At 71.0% G+C, this 19,053-nt stretch carries 16 protein-coding genes; 5 read left to right on the top strand and 11 right to left on the bottom strand.

Annotation, left to right across the window (positions count from 1 at the left end; all coding sequences use genetic code 11):
• The first annotated feature begins 98 nt into the window (after nt 1–98).
• A complete protein-coding gene (locus ABZX37_RS31920) occupies nt 99–824 on the top strand; it encodes a hypothetical protein (RefSeq protein WP_354745840.1) in 726 nt (241 codons plus the stop codon).
• A gap of 60 nt (nt 825–884) precedes the next feature.
• Entirely contained in the window at nt 885–2,129 is a 1,245-nt protein-coding gene (locus ABZX37_RS31915; RefSeq protein ID WP_354745838.1) for a glycosyltransferase, read from the top strand.
• Here ABZX37_RS31915 and ABZX37_RS31910 read toward each other — a convergent pair.
• From ABZX37_RS31910 to cmk, 5 genes are all read right to left on the bottom strand, one after another.
• Nucleotides 2,060–3,415, bottom strand: a complete 1,356-nt coding sequence (locus ABZX37_RS31910) for a M1 family metallopeptidase (protein WP_354745836.1) — start codon at nt 3,413–3,415, stop codon at nt 2,060–2,062. The two genes, ABZX37_RS31915 and ABZX37_RS31910, sit on opposite strands and share 70 nt — an antisense overlap.
• Nucleotides 3,416–3,497: 82 nt before the next feature.
• Nucleotides 3,498–7,385 carry a Pls/PosA family non-ribosomal peptide synthetase gene (locus ABZX37_RS31905; protein ID WP_354745834.1) on the bottom strand — a complete coding sequence of 1,296 codons (3,888 nt, stop codon included), beginning with the start codon at nt 7,383–7,385 and terminating at the stop codon, nt 3,498–3,500.
• A 318-nt stretch (nt 7,386–7,703) separates the two neighbouring features.
• Nucleotides 7,704–9,188 carry a ribosome biogenesis GTPase Der gene (gene der, locus ABZX37_RS31900; protein WP_354745832.1) on the bottom strand — a complete coding sequence of 495 codons (1,485 nt, stop codon included), beginning with the start codon at nt 9,186–9,188 and terminating at the stop codon, nt 7,704–7,706.
• Between the two features lie 15 nt (nt 9,189–9,203).
• Nucleotides 9,204–9,860 carry a lysophospholipid acyltransferase family protein gene (locus ABZX37_RS31895; protein WP_354745830.1) on the bottom strand — a complete coding sequence of 219 codons (657 nt, stop codon included), beginning with the start codon at nt 9,858–9,860 and terminating at the stop codon, nt 9,204–9,206.
• Complete coding sequence (cmk, locus tag ABZX37_RS31890) at nt 9,857–10,582, bottom strand: (d)CMP kinase (RefSeq protein ID WP_354745910.1); 726 nt, start codon at nt 10,580–10,582, stop codon at nt 9,857–9,859. Before cmk ends, ABZX37_RS31895 begins: the two co-directional genes overlap by 4 nt.
• A gap of 195 nt (nt 10,583–10,777) precedes the next feature.
• Between cmk and ABZX37_RS31885 the strand changes: the two genes are divergently transcribed.
• The 3 genes from ABZX37_RS31885 to ABZX37_RS31875 are packed head-to-tail and all read left to right on the top strand — an operon-like array spanning nt 10,778 to nt 12,855.
• Complete coding sequence (locus ABZX37_RS31885; protein WP_354745828.1) at nt 10,778–11,146, top strand: DUF4267 domain-containing protein; 369 nt, start codon at nt 10,778–10,780, stop codon at nt 11,144–11,146.
• Nucleotides 11,147–11,182: 36 nt separating this feature from the next.
• Nucleotides 11,183–11,665: a cation:proton antiporter regulatory subunit gene (locus tag ABZX37_RS31880; protein ID WP_354745826.1), complete on the top strand. Its 483-nt coding sequence runs from the start codon at nt 11,183–11,185 to the stop codon at nt 11,663–11,665.
• Nucleotides 11,665–12,855 carry a cation:proton antiporter gene (locus ABZX37_RS31875; RefSeq protein ID WP_344277524.1) on the top strand — a complete coding sequence of 397 codons (1,191 nt, stop codon included), beginning with the start codon at nt 11,665–11,667 and terminating at the stop codon, nt 12,853–12,855. Before ABZX37_RS31880 ends, ABZX37_RS31875 begins: the two co-directional genes overlap by 1 nt.
• A gap of 60 nt (nt 12,856–12,915) precedes the next feature.
• Here the strand turns inward: ABZX37_RS31875 and ABZX37_RS31870 are convergent, their stop codons facing one another.
• From ABZX37_RS31870 to ABZX37_RS31845, 6 genes are all read right to left on the bottom strand, one after another.
• The gene (locus ABZX37_RS31870) at nt 12,916–14,817 is read right to left on the bottom strand and encodes a Xaa-Pro dipeptidyl-peptidase (RefSeq protein WP_354745824.1); all 1,902 of its coding nucleotides are present in this window, start codon (nt 14,815–14,817) and stop codon (nt 12,916–12,918) included.
• A gap of 88 nt (nt 14,818–14,905) precedes the next feature.
• Nucleotides 14,906–15,658, bottom strand: coding sequence for a pseudouridine synthase (locus ABZX37_RS31865; protein ID WP_182896874.1), 753 nt, complete (start codon nt 15,656–15,658; stop codon nt 14,906–14,908).
• Nucleotides 15,648–16,499 carry an SMC-Scp complex subunit ScpB gene (scpB, locus tag ABZX37_RS31860; protein ID WP_354745908.1) on the bottom strand — a complete coding sequence of 284 codons (852 nt, stop codon included), beginning with the start codon at nt 16,497–16,499 and terminating at the stop codon, nt 15,648–15,650. Before scpB ends, ABZX37_RS31865 begins: the two co-directional genes overlap by 11 nt.
• A gap of 26 nt (nt 16,500–16,525) precedes the next feature.
• Nucleotides 16,526–17,506 (bottom strand): segregation/condensation protein A, encoded by a 981-nt coding sequence (locus tag ABZX37_RS31855; RefSeq protein ID WP_354745822.1) that lies wholly within the window; start codon nt 17,504–17,506, stop codon nt 16,526–16,528.
• Complete coding sequence (locus tag ABZX37_RS31850) at nt 17,506–17,922, bottom strand: cobyrinic acid a,c-diamide synthase (RefSeq protein ID WP_354745820.1); 417 nt, start codon at nt 17,920–17,922, stop codon at nt 17,506–17,508. The genes ABZX37_RS31855 and ABZX37_RS31850 overlap by 1 nt, the downstream gene beginning before the upstream one ends.
• On the bottom strand, nt 17,919–18,950 hold the full coding sequence (locus tag ABZX37_RS31845) for an AAA family ATPase (RefSeq protein ID WP_344277542.1): 1,032 nt from the start codon (nt 18,948–18,950) through the stop codon (nt 17,919–17,921). Before ABZX37_RS31845 ends, ABZX37_RS31850 begins: the two co-directional genes overlap by 4 nt.
• Between the last annotated feature and the right edge of the window lie 103 nt (nt 18,951–19,053).

Raw genomic sequence — 19,053 nt, 5'->3', positions numbered from 1 at the left:
GTGAACCCCTTCCGACGATCCCGTCGGGCACGCAGACGCAGTCTTCAGCCATCAATTGACGGATGGCGTCCCGATGCCGCCCACCGGAAAATATTCCCATGAGCGGCAGCGAGAACGAGAAGCAGCGCCAGAGACCAGGTGACACCCGGAGTCCGAACCGAAAGGAGGCGAGGATTCAGCCGACCAGCGCCCGCCCAACAGCGACGAAGCGGCCCAGGGATCCCTCCGCAAGCACCTGGAGCACAGTTCTCCAAGAAGCAGAAGACAAGCGCGGCCAAGTGGAAATACAGGCAATCCCTGTTTCCCTCTACCTGGACAAAAAGCAGGGCGCTCAGCGCGTCGAGAAGTCGGTCGAAGACTTCGTCAATCGCCTGAACGGCCAGATCTTCGACCGAAGCGACCCGGTCATCAAGTCCTGGTTCCGGCACATGCGAGCGAAAATGGTCTTCTTCGCCAAGTCCCCGGCAGGCCAGGGCATCCAGGAACTCGCGACGCACGCGGCGGCGGCCCGGCTGGTTCATGCGACAGACGCGAACGTCACCTCAACCATGATGTCGAACCTGGCTCCCGTATTGAGCTCGCTGTCGCCCTATTCCAACGCCGTGCTCAGGATTGGCGCGCTGCTCGTCGTGAAGACGGACGGAGTGCTGGTCGTCCAGCAACTGAGCCCCGCGCAGCAGCTTGTCCTTCTCCGCCGTCCGGACCTGCTGACCAGCCCGGCGACTGTCCTCGAGGAGATTCGTGCCAAGAGCGAGCTCGAGGAACCGGATTCCGCGCTTCGCGGTCCTCGCGAGACCTCAACGGCAAGAAAGGAAATCCGTTAGGTCGAGCCCTTGACCCGGCAGAGCGAAGCAGAATCGAACAAGGAGAATCGGAGGGGCTCGATGCGCGTTCTTCTCACGACCCAGCCCGGGCACGGGCATTTCGATCCGATGGTCCCCTACGCCGCGGCGTTCCGACGGGCCGGACACGAGGTGCGGGTCGCGAGCAGCGCCGCGTTCGCCGGGGCGGTCGAGGCCGCCGGGTTCGGCTTCACCGCGGTCGGCGAGAACTTCACCTGGGAGAAGGTGGACGCGACCTTCCCCGAATTCGTCGAGTTCGCGCGCCGGGGCCAGGGCTTGGAGTACGCGAACGAACTCAGCTGGACGCGCTGGAATCCGGCCGCGACCCGCGATCTGCTGGCGTCGTTCGAGACGTGGCGGCCGGACGTGCTGATCCGCGAGTTCGCGGAGAACGGGGCCACGCTCGCCGGCCAGGTCGCGGGCATTCCGGTGATCTGCGCGTCGTGGTCGGCCCTTCCCGCCGACGCGCGAAGCTGGGGAACGGTGATCGACTGGCCGCGGACGCTCGACCGCTACCGGACGGCGGCGAAGACCTTCGGCCTCGAACTCGACGACGCCGAGACAGTATGGAAGCAGCATCTGACGCTCACCGGCCTGCCCCCGTTGTGGTTCGCCGGGGCCGAGAAGGACACGAATCTGCGGCACTTCCGGCTTCCGCTGGCCGAGCGGCCGGACGAGCCGGGTCCGACGTGGCTCGAGGCGCTAGGCCGCGATCGTCCGCTCGTCTACGCGACGCTCGGCACCGTCTTCAACCGCAGCCGAAAACCGCGTCAGGCGGTGATCGACGGGCTAGCCGGGCTCGACGCGGATGTCCTGCTGACGGTCGGCAACACTGTCGACCCGGACGCGATCGGTCCGGTCCCGCCCGCGATCCGCGTCGAACGTTTCGTGCCCCAGTCCTACGCCTTGGCCAAAGCGTCGCTGGTGGTGAGCCATGCCGGTCTGGGCACGATGCTCGGCGCGATCTACGGGGGCGTGCCGATGGTGTCCCTCGTCCTCGGCGCCGAGCATCCCCTCAACGCCGCGAGCGCGGCAGCAGCGGGACTGACGATCCCGCTCAGCGGCGACGAGATCAACGCCGATCAGATCGCCGCCGCCGCGCTGCAGGCCCTGCACGATCCCGCGCACCGGGCCGCGTCCGCGGCGGTCCGTCAGGAGTGCGAGCGCATGGAAGCCGTCGACGGAGTGGTCCCGCTCGCCGAAAGTTACGCGCGGGCTCAGAGCGGCGGCAACTCCACCCGTTCCAGCCAAGCCGCGAAAAACTCCCGCAGCGAACGCCCCGCATAAGACTCCGCCAGCGAGACGAACTCCTCCGTCGTCACCGCGGCATGCCGGTTCTCCACCGCCCACGCCTTCACCAGCGCGAAAAACGCCGGGTCACCCATCTCCTTGCGCAGCGCGTGCAGCGTCAGCCCACCGCGCTTGTACACCCGCTCGTCGAACATCCGCGCCACACCGGGATCACCGATCGTCACGTCCGCCGGCTTCGCTCGCACCCGCGCGTACCACGCCCGGGCCAACGCGTCGGTCGACTCGCCGCCGGACCGTTCCGACCACAGCCACTCGGTGTAGGTGGCGAAGCCCTCGTTGAGCCAGATGTGTTGCCAGTCCGCGACAGTCAGGCTGTTGCCGAACCACTGGTGCGCCAGTTCGTGCACCACGAGCCGCTCGTGGGTGCGCTTGCCGTCCACGTGGTTGGCGCCGAAGATGGCCATCCCCTGCGCCTCGATCGGGTCGTCGAGGTCATCGTCGGTCACGACAACCACGTACTCGCCGAACGGGTAAGGCCCGAACCAGTCCTCCAGCGCGTCCATCATCCGGCCCTGGCGGCCGAAGTCCCGCGCGAACGCCCGCCGCAGCCTCGGCGGCACCGCAGCCCGTTGCACGACGCCGACCGGGCGGTCCGCGGTGAGCTCCGGAATCCAGGCACCGTCGGACAATTCGAGGTCTTCGTACCGGCCGATCTGGACGCTCATCAGGTACGTCGAGGTCGGCTCCGGCCGCTCGAACACCCACTTCGTGGTGCTCGCCGACTGGTAGCGCGACACGAGATTCCCGGTCGCCGCAACAAGATACGGCGACGACGTCGCGACCGCGATCCGGTAGCTCGCCTTGTCCGCCGGATGGTCGTTGCACGGGAACCACGACGGCGCGCCCACCGGCTGGCTCGCCACCAGCGCGCCGTCGGTCAGCTCGTCCCAGCCGATGTCGCCCCACCGGCTGCCGACCGGCTTCGGGTTGCCCGCGTAGCGGACCTCCACCTCGAACTCGGTCCCGGCCGGGATCGACCGCGCCGGCTTGACCTGCAGCTTCAGGCCGCGCCGCACGTACTTCGCCGGTTTGCCCTCGACCAGCACGCGCGACACCCGGAACTCGCCGAAGTCGAGCGTCAGCCGCGAAAGGGCCTGGGTGGCCTCGCAGGTGAGCACCGCGGTCGCGGACAACCTGTTCGGACCAATGCGGTAGTCGAGATCGAGGTCGTAGTGCCGGACCCGGTAGCCGCCGTTCCCGTGCGCGGGGAGGTACCCGTCGCCCGAGGTCTCCGCTCCGGGCGCGGCCGTTTTCCCGTTCACCCGCACCGAAACCCGCTTTCGCCCGTCACCGTGATCTTTTCCAGGATGAGGCGCCGGGACGGGGTCCGCAACGGTCGTGCCCTCACCGCCGCCAGGCCGAGATCGGATTGCCGAGCCAGCGGCTGTCGGCGGGCACCGCGTCGCCGCGCGTCACGAGCGAGCCGGGGCCCACCGTGGTGCGCGCGCCGATGCTCGCGCCCGGCAGCACGATCCCGTGCGGGCCGAGCGTCGCGCCTTCTTCGAGCGTCACCCGCGACATGGTCATGATCCGGTCGTGGAACAGGTGCGTCTGTACGACGCAGCCGCGGTTGATCGTCGCGCCGTCGCCGAGAGCGACCAGGTCGGACTCGGGCAGCCAGTAGGTGTCGAGCCACACGCCGCGGCCGATCTTGACGCCCATCGTGCGCAGCCACGCGGGCAGCAGCGGCGTGCCGCCGAGCGACCCGATCAGCCACGGCACCGCGAGCGCCTCGACGAACGTGTCAGCCAGCTCGTTGCGCCACACGAACGAACTCCACAGCGGATGGTCGATCTCACGGAACTTGCCGACCAGCAGCCACTTCGCCGCGGTCGCGGTGAGCGCCGCGACGATCCCGGCGGCCAGCAGCACCGGCCCGGCCAGCAGCGCGGCCGCCCAGAAACCGCCCCACGCCGCCAGCGCGAGCAGCGCGAACGCGACGCCGACGGTCAGCGCGACCGCGCACATCACCGGCAGGATCCGGCACAGCTCGACCAGCGCCCGCGCCGCCTTGAGGTGCAGCGGCGGCGTGTACGTGCGGCTGGTGTCGCTCTCCTCCACCGCGCGGCGCACCGGCAGCGGCGGCATGCCCAGGTACGACGAGCCCTTCTTCGCCTTCGCCGGCGTCGAGGACAGCACCCCGACCAGCCCGCGCTTCGGCACCGAACGGCCCGGCGCGGTCATCCCCGAGTTGCCGAGGAACGCCTGCTTGCCGATGCGCGCCGGGGCGGCGTGCAGCCAGCCGTGGCCCAGTTCGTAGGTGGCGACCATGGTGTCGTCGGCCAGGAACGCGCCGCTGTCCACTTTGGTCATCTTCGGCAGCGCGAGGACGGTGGACGCCTCGACGTTGCGGCCGACCTTCGCGCCGAGCAGCCGCAGCCACACCGGCGTGAACAGGCTGGCGTACAACGGGAACAGGCCTTCGCGGGCCATCCCCATCAGCCGCTCGGTGGCCCAGACCTGCCACGCGACGCGGCCGTGCACCGGGTGGTAGCCCTCGACCATGCCGACGCCCAGCGCGCGGACACCGGCCAGCACGAGCAGCGCGTACGTCAGGAAGTAGGCGACGGTCGCGACCGGCACGAACAGCAGCGCCTGGCCCAGCGCGGCGCTCAAGCTCGAGGCGCCGGCGACCGCGTACCCGATCACCGCGACGCCGGGCAGCGCGGCGATCCCGGGCAGCAGCCCGAGCAGCACCGAGGTCGCGCCGTACACCGAAGCCCAGAACCGCGAGCGCGGCGGACGGCTCGACGGCCACTTCAGCGCGTCCTTGACGTCCGAGCGCACCGCGGGCGAACCGGCCCAGCGCTGGCCCGCCGGGACCGCGCCGCGCACGGTCGAACCGGCGGCGATCTCCGCGCCCTTGCCGATCCGGGCGCCGGGGAACAGCGTGCTGCGCGCGCCGACCCGGGCCTCGGCCCCGATCCGCGTCTTGCCGATGTGCACGACGTCGCCGTCGACCCAGTGGCCGGACAGATCGACCTCGGGCTCCACCGCCGCGCCGCGGCCCAGCTTGAGGAAACCGGTGACCGGCGGCGGCGAGTGCAGGTCGACGTCCTTGCCGATGCGCGCGCCGAGCGCCTTCGCGTAGGTCGTCATCCACGACGCGCCCGCGACGCTGTCCGCACCGCTGAACTCAGCGAGCTTCTCGGCGGTCCACAGTCGCAAGTGGACACTCCCGCCGCGCGGGTATGTGCCGGGACGCACCCCGGACAGCAGCACGCGCGCGCCGCCCGCGGCGATGGCGATCCGCCCCGCCGGGGTGAACAGCACGAGCCACGCGAGCGCCAGCCAAGCCCAGTTCAGCGTCGGCGCCCAGGAAATGCCCAGCAGCGCCAGCACGTTCGAGCAGGCGGCGGCGAGCGTGGTCCAGCGCAGCCCGACGAGGCCCATCAGCGGGACCATCAGCAGGGACTGCACGAGCCCGGCGCGGCGCGACGTCGGCGCGATCTCGCGGCGCTCGGTCTCCTCGCCGCTCAGCGCGTCCAGCTTCGCGGCCAGCGCGCCGAGCTTCGGGTTCTGGTAGATGTCGCTGACCGACACCTCGGGGTGGCGGGTGCGGATGCGCGCGATCAGCTGCGCCGCGGTGAGGCTGCCGCCGCCGTTGGTGAAGAAGTCGGCGCTGGCGTTGCTCACCGACACGCCGAGGATTTCGCTCCAGCCTTCGGCGAGCCACGCCTCGGTCGGCGAAAGCCCGGCCGCGCTCGCGTCCACAGTGGACAGCGGCCACGGCAGCGCGTTGCGGTCGACCTTGCCGGACGTGCGGGTCGGCAGGTCCTCGATCGTCGCGAGCAGCGGCACCAGCGCGGCGGGCAGTTGCGCCCGCAGCCGGGTCGCGGCGTCGTCGGTGTCGAGGGTTTCGCCGTCGTCGGAGACGATGTAGCCGACCAGGACCTGGTTGCCCGCCTTGGTGCGGCGGACCGCGGCGGCCGCGCCGCGCACGCCGGGCAGCGCCTGCAGGGCCGCGTCGACCTCGCCCAGCTCGATCCGGCGACCGCCGAGCTTGATCTGCTCGTCGAGCCTGCCGAGGAACAGCAGGCCTTCCGGCTCCGCGCGGACCATGTCGCCGCTGCGGTAGGCGCGCTCCCAGCCCATCGACGGCAGCGGCGCGAACTTCTGCGCGTCCTTCTCCGCGTCGAGGTAGCGGGCCAGCCCGGCCCCGCCGATGACCAGCTCGCCGGTCTCGCCCATGGCGACCGGCTCGCCCTCTTCGTTCACCACGACGAGCTGCCAGCCGACCAGCGGCAGCCCGATCCGCACCGGACCCTCGCCGGTCATCTGCGCGGCACAGGCGACGACGGTCGCCTCAGTGGGGCCGTAGGTGTTCCACACTTCGCGGCCTTCGACGGCCACGCGCTCGGCCAGCTCCGGCGGGCAGGCTTCGCCGCCGAAGATGAGCAGACGGACGTCTTCCAGCGCGTCCGCCGGCCACAGCGCGGCCAGCGTCGGCACCGTCGACACGACAGTGATGCCCTGCGCGACGAGCCACGGGCCCAGGTCGACGCCGGTGCGCACCAGCGCGCGCGGCGCGGGCACCAGGCAGGCGCCGTGCCGCCAGGCCAGCCACATCTCTTCGCAGGAGGCGTCGAACGCGACGCTCAGCCCGGCCAGCACCCGGTCTCCGGGGCCGATCGGTTCGTCGGTCAGGAAAAGCTGTGCTTCGGCGTCCACGAAGGCCGCCGCCGAGGCGTGCGTGACCGCGACGCCCTTCGGCTTGCCGGTGGAACCGGAGGTGAAGATGATCCACGCGTCGTCGGCCGGACCGGGCTCGCCGATGGCGCCGCTCGGGGTCCCAGTGGCGGTGATCTCGCCGTCGGTGGCGATCGCGGCGACGCCGGCCTCGCCGAACACCAGCTCAGCGCGCTCGTCGGGGTCGTCCGCGTCGACCGGCACGTACGCCGCGCCGACCGACAGCGTCGCCAGGATCGCGACGTACAGCTCGGCGGAGCCGGAGGAGATCCGGATGCCGACCCGGTCGCCGCGGCCGACGCCGTGTTCGCGCAGCTTGCGGGCGTACGCGTCGATCTCTTCCGTCAGCCGGCGGTAGCTCAGCGGACCGGTGCCGTCGTCGAGCGCGGCGGCGTTCGGGTGCTTCTCCGCGGTGGCGGTGAGGATGTCCAGGAGGGTGCGCTCGGCGGCCGGGGCGGCGGTCTCGAACAGAGCGGGCGAGAGCGCGGCCTCGACGGCGAGAGTCAGGGCTTCGGTGCTGCCGGAATCGGCGGTCAGCGTCACCGGGCCACCTCGGCGGCCGGGCGCGCTCCGGTATTCCGGAACGAACGGGACAGGGACGAACTCTGGGCGCGCAAGCCCATCACTCACCTTTCGCGAGCGTCATTCGGGCTTGCCGTCCGAATGAGGCGCCCGTAGCGACCGTCCACCTTACGCGGCAATCAAGCCCAGGTCGCGTCCGGGTAACGGCCGCGTGTCGGACGTCACCAAGCGCAGGTCCGGCAAGGGATAACCCCAATGTGGCATTGGGTGCATCTCACGCACCGAATGCCACATTGGGTGCGTCCAATGCACCCAATGTGGCATTGGGGCGTTTGCCGGTCAGCGGTTGCGGGCCGCTTTTCCGCCGGCCTTCGGCTTCTGCTTCTTTTCGCGGACGCGCACATTCACCCGGACGGGACTTCCCGCGAAGCCGAACTGCTCGCGGAATTTCCGCTCGATGAACCGGCGGTAGCCGGCCTCGAGGAACCCGGTGGTGAACAGCACCAGCGTCGGCGGACGGATGCCCGCCTGCGTCGCGAACAGCACCTTCGGCTGCTTGCCGCCGCGCACCGGCGGCGGCGTGGCCGCGACGAGGTCGGACAGCCAGCCGTTGAGCTGGCCGGTCGAGACGCGCTGGTCCCACGACGACAGCGCCGTGCGCAGGGCGGGCGCGAGCTTGCGCACCGCGCGCCCGGTGAGCGCGGAGACGTTGACCTTCTCCGCCCACGGCACCCGCACGAGGCCGCGGTCCAGCTCGCGCACCATGGCGTACCGGCGGTCCTCGTCGACCAGGTCCCACTTGTTGAACACGAGCACGCACGCGCGGCCCGCCTCGACCACCATCGTCAGCACCCGCAGGTCCTGTTCGGTCAGCGGTTCCGAGGCGTCCAGCAGCACGAGCGCGACCTCCGCCGCGTCGATCGCGGTCTTGGTGCGCAGCGACGCGTAGTACTCCGCGCCGTCGGCGAAGTTGACGCGCTTGCGCAGGCCCGCGGTGTCCACGAACCGCCAGACCTCGCCGTCCAGCTCGACCAGCGAGTCGACCGGGTCGACCGTGGTGCCCGCGACCGAGTCGACCACCGAGCGCTGCTCGCCGGAAATCCGGTTGAGCAGGCTGGACTTGCCGACGTTCGGCTTGCCGACCAGCGCGACGCGGCGCGGCCCGGCGGTCACTGTGCCGGCTTCGCGGGGCGCCTCGGGCAGCGCGGCCATGATGGCGTCGAGCAGGTCGCCGGAGCTGCGCCCGTGCAGCGCGCTGACCGGGTACGGCTCGCCGAGGCCCAGCGACCACAGCGACGCGGTGTCGGCCAGCAACCGGTCGTCGTCCACCTTGTTCGCGGCCAGCAGCACCGGCTTCTTGGAGCGGCGCAGCACGCGCGCGACGGCCTCGTCGGTGGCGGTGGCCCCGACCGTCGCGTCGACGACCAGCAGCACCGCGTCCGCGGTCTGCATGGCCATCTCGGCCTGCACCGCGACCGAGGCCTGCAGGCCGGTGGCGTCGGGCTCCCAGCCGCCGGTGTCGACGAGCGTGAACCGGCGACCGGCCCAGAACGCGTCGTAGGCGACGCGGTCGCGCGTCACGCCCGGCACGTCCTGCACGACCGCTTCCCGGCGGCCGAGGATGCGGTTGACCAGCGTGGACTTGCCCACGTTCGGCCTGCCGACCACGGCGAGCACCGGCTGCGCGGCGGCCGCCCGGCCGTCGGCTTCCTCGGCCTCGATCTGCGCGTCGAGCGCGGCGAACTCGGACTCGTCCGACCAGCTTCCGTCGACCTCGCCGAGACCGTCCACCGCACTGTCTGCGGCAGCGTCAAACCCTGTCATCGTTTCCCACTTCACCTACGGCGTGGCGAACCCGTGTTCGCCGCGCCAGTCGTCCAAAGCCTGTACGAGCGCCGCGAGCTGCGCGCGGAGCTCTTCGGTGCCCTGGTCCAGGCCTTTGCGGCCTGGACCGACCTTCATCGCGAACGGCTCCCCGAAGAGGAGGTCCACGCGCGGGCGCCAGCGGCGCTTGCCGTCGGCGGGCTTGCGCGTCCCGCGGATCGCGATCGGCAGCACGGTGGCTCCCGAAGCGCGCACCAGCCACGCCGCGCCGCGTTCAGCGGCCCCGACGTCGCCCTCGCCGCGCGTGCCCTCCGGGAAGATCCCGATCGCCCCGCCCGCCTTGAGCACCCCGACCGCCGTGGTCAGCGGCGTCCGGTCGATCTCGCCCCGGCGGACCGGGATCTGGCCGATCGCCCGCAGGAACCGGCCTCCGATCCCCGTGAACAGCTCGGCCTTGGCCAAGAACGCGCTGCGCCGCGGAAGCATTCCGATCACCAGCTGCGGATCGGCGTTCGAGCTGTGGTTCGCGATCACCACGAGCGGCCCGTCGGCGGGCACCCGGTCGCGGCCGTGCACCCGGATCCGGAACGCCGGACGCAGATAATACCGGCCGGAGATCCGGCCGATGTCGTGCAGGAGGCCGTTCGCCCCCTCGGGGAGGGCGCCGCTCACCGGCTGACCCCGGCTTCGGCGGCGGCCGGTTCGGCCGGGCAGTCGCCGAGCAGGCCCCGGCCGCGGGCGAGTTCGGCCAGCGCGACGATCACCTGGTCGATCGTCAGCTCCGAGGTGTCCACCTGGACCGCGTCCCCGGCCGCGCGCAGCGGCGAGGCGGCGCGGGTGGAGTCGATCCGGTCGCGGCGCTCCACCGATTCGCGGGCGGATTCGACGCTCGAGGCGCGGCCCGCCGCGGAGTCCTGGGTGTTCCGCCGCGCGGCGCGGACCTCGGCCGAGGCGGTCAGGTAGATCTTGAGCGGCGAGTCCGGCGCGACAGTGGTGCCGATGTCGCGGCCCTCCACGACGATGCCGCCCTCGTCCTCGATCGCGTCGGCGATGATCCGGCGCTGGCGGGCGACGAGCACCTCGCGCACCTGCGGCACGGCCGACACCGGCGACACCGCGCCAGTCACCTCGGGGCCGCGGATCTCGGCGGCCACGTCCTCGCCGTGCAGCCGCACGTCCGGCCGCTCCGGGTCGGTGCCGAGCGCGAAGTCGACGTCGTGCGCGAGCGCGCCGATCGCGTGTTCGTCGGCGAGGTCGATCCCGGCCCGCAGCACGGCCAGCGTGACGACGCGGTACATCGCTCCGGTGTCGAGGTAGCGGGCGCTCAGCCGGCGGGCGAGCTTGCGCGCCACCGTGGTCTTGCCGGTTCCCGACGGGCCGTCCAGCGCGACCACCCCACGTAGGGCTCCCGTCACCGATGTTCTCCTCACGTTCGTCCGCACTCCCGGTCCGGTTCATTCTGCCCGTAGCCGATCCCGGCACCTCAGGCGGTGTCCGCGGCGCAAGTTCAGGCAGCGCTAGACAAGCTAGCGCCGCTAAGTTAGCGTTGCACTCGCTCCTAGCACTGCTAACTCCCTCGGAGGGTCCCCATGCTGATCGCCGCCTACGTCCTCGCCGCCATCCCTGTCCTCGGGATCATCTACGTCGGCTTCACCTATCTGTTCGCCCCGGCGAAGACCGCCGCGACGTTCGGCCTGCGGGAGATCCCGACCGGCTCGACGGCGTTCTTCGAGATCAAGGGCGACCGCGACCTCGGCACCGGGCTGATCCTCGGCGTCGCGATGCTGGCGGGCAGCCCGCAGCTGGTCGGCTGGCTGCTGCTGGCCGCGACCGTCATGCCGGTCTGCGACATGCTGATCATCCTGCGGCACAAGGGCAAGAAGGGAATGGCCTACGGCGTGCACGGCGCGACGGCCGCGCTCATGGCCGTGACGGCGGCGCTGTTCCTGCTGGGCTGAACGCCGCGAATCGGACAATGAGTTACCGTGGCTGACGTGAACGTCGAAGTCACCCCCCTTCCCGGAATCGGTGTCCGCAAGGACTTCGCCACCCGCGCGGGACGCCGCATCGGCGTCGTCACCCAGCGGGACGGCAAGATCGAGCTGATCGTCTCCAAATCGGATGATCCGGACGCCTGCCTCGCGTCGCTGCCGCTGACCGCGGACGAGGCGGGCGCGCTCTCGAACCTGCTGGGCGCGCCGCAGCTGGTCGCGCAGCTGAACGAGGAGCACCGCGAGCTGCCGGGCATCAACACGAAGCAGCTGCCGATCACGTCGGACAGCCCGTTCGACGGCCGTTCGCTCGGCGACACCGCGATGCGCACGCGCACCAGCGTCTCGATCGTGGCGGTGATGCGGGCGGGCCAGGTGCACCCGTCGCCGACGCCGGACTTCCTCTTCACCGCCGGCGACCTGCTGGTCGTGGTCGGCACGTCCGAGGGCCTGGAAGCCGCCGCCAAGATCCTCAAGCACGGCTGATGGATCACACCGCACTCTCCCTGGTCGAACTCGGCGCGGTCTTCTTCGTGCTCGGCGCGCTCGGCAGGCTCGCCGGCCGGATCGGCCTCTCCCCCATCCCCCTGTACCTCCTCGGCGGCCTGTGCTTCGGCTCCGGCGGCCTGATCCCCCTCGCCGACATCGGCGATTTCGCCCACCTCGCCAGCGAAATCGGCGTGGTGCTGCTGCTTCTGCTGCTCGGCCTGGAGTACTCCGCGGCCGAACTGTTCACCGGCATGCGGCGGTCCTGGACCGCCGGTCTGGTGGACATCGTGCTCAACGCCGCGCCCGGCGCGGCGGTCGCGCTGATCCTGGGCTGGGGCCCGATCGGCGCGTTCGTGATGGCGGGCGTCACGTACATCTCGTCGTCCGGCATCATCGCGAAGGTCCTCGGCGACCTCGGCCGGCTCGGCAACCGCGAGACGCCGGTGGTGCTGTCGATCCTCGTGTTCGAGGACCTCGTGATGGCGCTGTACCTGCCGATCCTCACCGCGATCCTCGGCGGGGTCAGCCTGCTCGGCGGGCTGGAGGCGGTCGGCATCTCGCTGCTCGTGATCACCGTGGTGCTGGTGATCGCGCTCAAGTTCGGCCGCTACGTCTCGGCGCTGGTGGACAGCGACGACCGGGAAGTGTTCCTGCTCAAGATCCTCGGCGCGGCGCTGCTGGTGGCCGGGATCGCGTCGGCGCTGCAGGTCTCCGCCGCGGTAGGCGCGTTCCTGCTCGGCATCGCGGTGTCCGGGTCGACCGCGCACAACGCGACCCGGTTGCTGGAGCCGCTGCGGGACCTGTTCGCGGCGATGTTCTTCGTGGTCTTCGGGCTGAACACCAACCCGGCGTCGATCCCGCCGGTGCTCGGATGGGCCGCGGTGCTCGCCGTGGTGACGACGCTGACGAAGGTGGCCACCGGGTGGTGGGCCGCGCGAAGGCAGAAGATCGGCCGGTTGGGCCGGGCCCGTGCCGGTGCGGCTTTGGTCGCGCGGGGCGAATTCTCGATCGTCATCGCCGGGCTGGCGGTGACAGCTGGCGCGGTGGACGGCGAACTGGCCGCGCTCGCTACGGCTTATGTGCTGTTGATGGCGATCCTCGGCCCGACCGCGGCGCGAGTGGTCGAGCCGATCGCGAAAGCCTTGCAGCGCAAGGCCGCCGCGAAGGAAACCGTCACCGCCAGCTGACGTCCGTGAGGGGAACCCCGAGGGAATCAGAGTCCCTCAGGGTTCCCCTCACGGCTTTTGTCAGCGCAGGTCGAAGCGCGCGGCCGCGGGAACGTGCGCCAGCGGACCCGCCGGAGCGGATTCCGTCCACGGGCGCGCCGGAACCGCACCGACCAGCGGAACCCGGGCCGAGGTCTTGGCCAGGTCGATGGTCAGCTTCGGCGGATTCGCGGGCGCGGTGACGAAACCGTTGTCCGTCCCGCCGATCACCAGTGCCAGCCGGTGTCCGGCCGGGACGACGTGGTCCGTGCTCGCGAGCCGGAACGTCATCGTGTACGCCTTGCCCGGCGTGAGCTTCGCTTCCCGGCTCAGGGACTGGTAGTTCGCCAGGTCCGCCCAGCCGCGGCTGATGATCGTGTAGTCCACGTTCTTCGTGTCCGCGCTGGTCACCTTGTAGCAAGCGCTGTCGCCGTCGGTGCTCGAACCCCAGCACGTGCGGTCCGTGCCGGTCACGATTCCTTCGCCGGGGCCCGAGAAGTTGCGGATCGTCGCCGGGCCGTAGTCCACCAGCATCGCCGACAGCCGCGCGGTCGAGGTGCTCGGCGTTGCCGTCACGGTGATCGACGAGGTGCCCGAGACCTGCACCGGCGAGGTGAGCGCGGCGGTGCTGTAGAGCACGCGGTTCGCCGAGGTGGCCGACGGATTCGCCGCCCAGTCGTTCTCCCCCACCTGCGGGTTGTCGGTGAACGACGCGGTGCCCCGGCTGCCCGCGGTGCCGAGCGTGCCGACGCCAGGCGTAGGGCCGGGCTGCGGACGCAGGACCGTGGCCTTAGTGCCCGGAGCCGGGTAGGTCGCTTCGTTCGCCCACTGGTCCGGCTGGCGCTCGACGGTCGCCATCGGTTCCTTCTCGATGCCGTTGTCGATGCCCATCAGGTAGTGGTCGAACCACCGGTGCAAGGTGTCGACCCACTCGGTGCGCCGGTAGTCGAACGGGTCGACGTGGCCGGTCTGCGCGAGCCAGATCTTGCGCTGCACGCCCTTCGCGGCGAGCGCGTCCCACCATTGGCCGTAGTTGATCGGCATGACGTTCAGGTCGTTCACGCCGTGCGAGACGAACACGCTGGCGCGCACGTTCTTCGCGTTCGCCACGTAGTCGCGCTCCGCCCACAGCGGACCGTAGTCGCCGTTCGCGGTCGCGCCGTCGGCGAGTTTCCGGTTCTGCGCCGAACAATCCTGGCCGCCGTTGCGCCGCTCGACGGTCTGCGCGAGCCCGTCCGGGTTGAAGCCGAACGAGGCGCCGTCCGAGCGGTAGTAGTCGTACCAGGAGCTGATCGCGGAGATCGGCACGATGGTCTTGAGCCCCTCGACGCCGGTCGAGGCGACGCCGTTGGCGATGGTGCCGTCGTAGGACTTGCCGATCATCCCGACGCCGCCGTCGCTCCAGTCCGCCGACATCTTCGTGCCGCCGGTCTTCGCGGTGTAGCCGGTCGCGCGGCCGTTCAGCCAGTCCACGACCTTCTTGGCCGACTGGACGTCCGAGCCGCCGCCGACGTCGACGCACCCGGTCGACCGGTTGGTGCCCGCCAGGTCCACGAGCACCGTCGCGTACCCGCGCGGCACGAAGTAGTTGTCGTAGAACAGCGGGAAACCGACCGGGCGGCCCTGCGCGTCGTAGGTCTTGAACTGGGTTTCGTTGCCGCGCCCCACCGAGGAGTAGTACGGGCTGGCGTCCATGATCACCGGGATCTTCTTGCCCGCCGCGGCCGGTTCCCTCGGCCGCACGATGTCGGCGGCGACCCGGTCCGGGACGCCGTCCCCGTCGCCGTCCCGGCCGATGTCGACCCACACGGTTTCGCGGATCGCCCCGGCGTAGTCGTACACCGGTTCGCTTCCGGTTCTCGCCGGGGCGGCCGTAGCGGCCGCCGGCACCACCGCTCCTGCGGCCAGCACCGCGGCGGCGCACAGCCCTGTCAGCACACGCATTCCCGTCGCCCTCCAGAGTCGTCGTCGGGTGCCGACAACTCAACCGGGGCACCGGTGCCCCGCATCAGGGCCGAAAGTGGGGAACCGGTCAGAGTCCCACGGTGCGGTACAGCGTGCCGACCTCGCCGCGGTTGAGCCTGCGGATGGTGCCCTGGCGCTGATTGCCGAGCTGCACGTCGCCGACCGCGGTGCGCACGAGCTTGCGGACCGGGTGCCCGGTGGCCGCCATCAGCCTGCGGACAATGTGCTTGCGGCCCTCGTGGATCACCAGCTCGATCATGCTCCGGCCGGAATGCATGTCCTTGACCCGGAACTGGTCGACCTTCACGATCCCGTCCGGCAGCTCCCAGCCCGCACGCAGCTCCTTGCCCAGCCCGCGCGGCACCAGGCCCTCGACCTCGGCGAAGTAGGTCTTGAGCACCCGGTACGACGGGTGCATCAGCCGGTGCCCGAGGTCGCCGTCGTTGGTCAGCAGCAGCAGGCCCTCGGTGTTCTCGTCGAGCCGCCCGACGTGCACGACGCCGGGGGTCTCCTCCCACCGGCCGCGCAGGTAGTCGCCGACGCACGGGCGGCCCCGGTCGTCCGACATCGTGGAGTGCACGCCCTTGGGCTTGTTGAACGCGAGGTACACGAGGTCGTCGCGGAGGTTGACCCGCGTGCCGTCGACGTGGATCACCGCCTCGTCCGGGTGCACGCGGCGGCCCAGCTCGGTGACGACCTCGCCGTCCACCTCCACCCGGCCGGCCGCGATCAGGTCCTCGGCCGCCCGGCGCGACGCCACGCCAGCCTGCGACAGGACCTTCTGCAGGCGGATGCCGTCGGGGTGTTCGTCAGATGTCATCGATGGTGTCCACTTCGGGTAGCAGCGGAGCGATCGGGGGAAGGTCGTTCAGCGACGACAGCCCCAGTCGCTCCAGGAACAGCTCGGTCGTCACGTACAGCGTGCCCGTGGTCTCCGGGTCGGTGCCCATCTCCTCGATGAGCCCCCGCGCCAGCAGGGTCCGGATCACGCCGTCCACGTTCACCCCGCGCACCGCGGCGACCCGGGCCCGGGTGACCGGCTGCCGGTACGCGATCACGGCGAGGCTCTCCAGCGCGGCCCTGGTCAGCTTCGACCGCTGGCCGTCCAGCAGGAGCTTCTCCACGAACGGGGCGTAGGTGTCCCTAGTGTAGAACCGCCACCCTTCGCCCACGCGCCGCAGGTCGATCCCGCTCGCGCGCTCGGTGAACTTCTGCGCCATCGTGCGCAGCGCGACGGTCACCCTGGCGACCGGCTGCTGCAGCGTTTCGGCGAGGGAATCCTCCGCGATAGGCGAATCCACGACCAGCAGCAGCGCTTCGAGGGCGGCTTCGAGCGCCTCGTCCGACTCGACGCTGGGCAGGCCGCTGTCCACGGCGACCAGTCCTTCGTCGTCGGCTGGCTCGGCTTCCGGCTCGGCATCCGGGGTTCCGTCAGCTTCCGGTGCGGCTTCAGCGGTTTCCGGCTCGGCCTCGGCTGGCTCCGCGGCTTCGGATTCCGGCGCCGGTTCCGGCTCGACGGCGTCAACGGGGTCCGCCTCGGCCTCGTTTCCGGGCTGCGGCGGGGTTTCCGGCTCGGCCGCGGCATCCTCGACCGGCTCGGCCGCGGCTTGTCCGGCCTCGATCTGAGCCTCTTCCGCCGGAGCAGCCGGAGTCTCCTCCACCGCCGGTGCGCGGTCGTCTTCGGTGCTCACCCGTATTCCTCCTCCTCGGCCGCCGCGCGGTCGTGCTCGGCGGCGGCGGACGCCTCGGCCACGCTGCCGCCGGTCCAGCGGACGTGCAGTTCCGCCAGTGCCTCCAGCTGGTCGAACTGCACCGACGATTCGCGGTACAGCTCCAGCAGCGCGAGGAACCGGGCCACGACCTCCACCGTGTGCTCGCAGTCGGAGGTCAGTTCCTTGAACGTCGCCTGCCCGGCCTCGGCGAGCTTCAGCCGCAGCAGCGCCGCGTGCTCGCGCACGGACACCCGTCCCATGTGGATGTGCGCGATCGACACCTGAGGCGGCGGTTTCGGCCGGAACACCGCGACCGCGATCTCCGCGAACCGCTCCGGCGTGACGCCCAGCATCACCTCCGGCAGCAGCCCGAGATACCGCTCCTCCAGCGCCACCGACCGCGGGTACCGCCGCAGCGCGCCCTCTTCCAGCTCGCCGAACAGCGCGGCCACCTGCTTGTACGCGCGGTACTGCAGCATCCGCGCGAACAGCACGTCGCGGGCTTCCAGCAGGGCCAGGTCGTCCTCGTTCTCGACCTCGGCCGACGGCAGCAGCCGCGCGGCCTTGAGGTCGAGCAGGGTCGCCGCGATCACCAGGAATTCGGTGGTCTCGTCGAGGTTCCAGTCCGGGCCGAGCGCGCGGGTGTAGGCGATGAAATCGTCGGTGACCGTGTGCAGGGCGACCTCGGTGACGTCCAGCTGGTGCTGCGAGATCAGCTGCAGCAGCAGGTCGAACGGGCCCTCGAAGTTCTGCAGCCGCACCTTGAACTTCGAGGCGTTCTCGTCGGCGGCGGCGTATCCCTCGGGGATGGTCCCGCCGTGCACCGTCTCGTGCTCGGCCGGGGCTGCCTCGGGAGCCTCCGGAGCAGCGGTGTCCTCCGGAACTTCCGCGGCCGCGGTGCTATCCGAGACTGCCGCTTCCGGCTCCGGCAGCTCGGCCGATGCCGGTTCGTCCATCAGTCCTCGGTTCCGCCGTCCTCGGCGCCGGACCGCAATCGCTGCACCAGCACGGATTCCTCGCCGCGCTGGTCGAAGTCGGCGAGCAGCACGGCGACCGCCTCGCGGACCAGCCTGCCGCGGTCGACGACCAGCTCGTGCTTGGCGCGGAGGTTCAGCCGGGCCTGCTCCATCGCGAGCAGTTCCTCGCCGGACACGTAGACGGTGATCTTCGCGTCGTGCTTGGTGCGCCCGGACCCGCTGCGCGCCGCGTTGCGGGCCAGCTGGTCGGTGTCCGCCGGAGCGCTCGGTGTGCTGCGCGGGACCACCGGTTCCGCCGGAGCGGGCACGGAGGGACGTTCTAGTGCTGGGGTCGCCGGGCTGGAGGTGAGGCGGAAGAGTTCCGACGCTCCGGGCAGGGAAGCGCGCCTGCTCACCGAGCGATCACCTCGCGGGCCAGCGCGCGGTAAGCCGCGGCGCCGGCGGACTTGGGGGCCCAGGTCGTGATGGGCTCGCCCGCGACCGTCGTCTCGGGGAACCGCACGGTGCGGTTGATCACCGTGTCGAACACGGTGTCGCCGAATGCCTCGACCACGCGAGCCATGACCTCCTTCGAGTGCAGGGTTCTCGGGTCGTACATCGTGGCGAGAATCCCCGTGATGTCCAGTTTGGGGTTGAGGCGTTCCTGCACCTTCTCGATCGTGTCGATCAGGAGCGCGACGCCTCGCAGACTGAAGAACTCGCACTCCAGGGGGATGATCACACCGTCCGCGGCGGTCAATGCGTTCACCGTCAACAGGCCGAGCGAGGGCTGGCAGTCGACAAGAACATAGTCGTAGTCGTTCATCACCGGACGAAGGACCCGTAACAACGTGTGCTCGCGCCCTACCTCTGCGACGAGCTGGACCTCCGCCGCGGACAGGTCGATGTTGCTCGGCAGCAGGTCAACGCCGTCGACGCGGGTTTTGCGGAGCACGTCCTCGATCTGGACCGAGCGCTCCATGATGACGTTGTAGACCGTCTGGTCCAGTTCGTGCGGCTGAATGCCGAGCCCGACCGACAGCGCGCCCTGGGGGTCGAAGTCGACCAGCAGCACGCGACGGCCGCATTCGGCGAGCGCGGCCCCGAGGTTGATCGTGGACGTGGTCTTGCCGACGCCGCCCTTCTGGTTGCACATCGCGAGCACCTGCGCCGGGCCGTGCCGCTCCAGCGGCGGCGGCTCGGGGATCTCGCGCAGCGGGCGCCCGGTCGGCCCGATCCCGCTCTCCGCGCGCTCTTTCGCCCGCATCCGGGCGCGTTCGGCGCGGGTCAGCGGCCGTTCCGGCTCGTCGCCCTCGTGGTCCGCCGGGGTGGCGATCCGCGCGTGCTCGAGGTTCGCCGCGGCCGAACCGGAGGTCCCGGCGGACCCGGCTGGCCCGGCTGGCGCTGCCGGGTCCTCCGGCTGGTTCGGGGTCGGTGTCGACATGGCGCGAAAGCTCCTTGTTCGGCGGGGTCTCCGGCAGCCTATGCGGATTTCCGGAGCACCGGCAAAGCGCCGCGCCGGACCGCGCGGGCCGAGTCACCGCAGC

This window comes from Amycolatopsis sp. NPDC004079, from assembly GCF_040610415.1.
Classification (GTDB): domain Bacteria; phylum Actinomycetota; class Actinomycetes; order Mycobacteriales; family Pseudonocardiaceae; genus Amycolatopsis; species Amycolatopsis halotolerans.
Note: the sequence above shows the minus strand (reverse complement) of the source record. Positions and strands in the feature narration are given on the sequence as shown.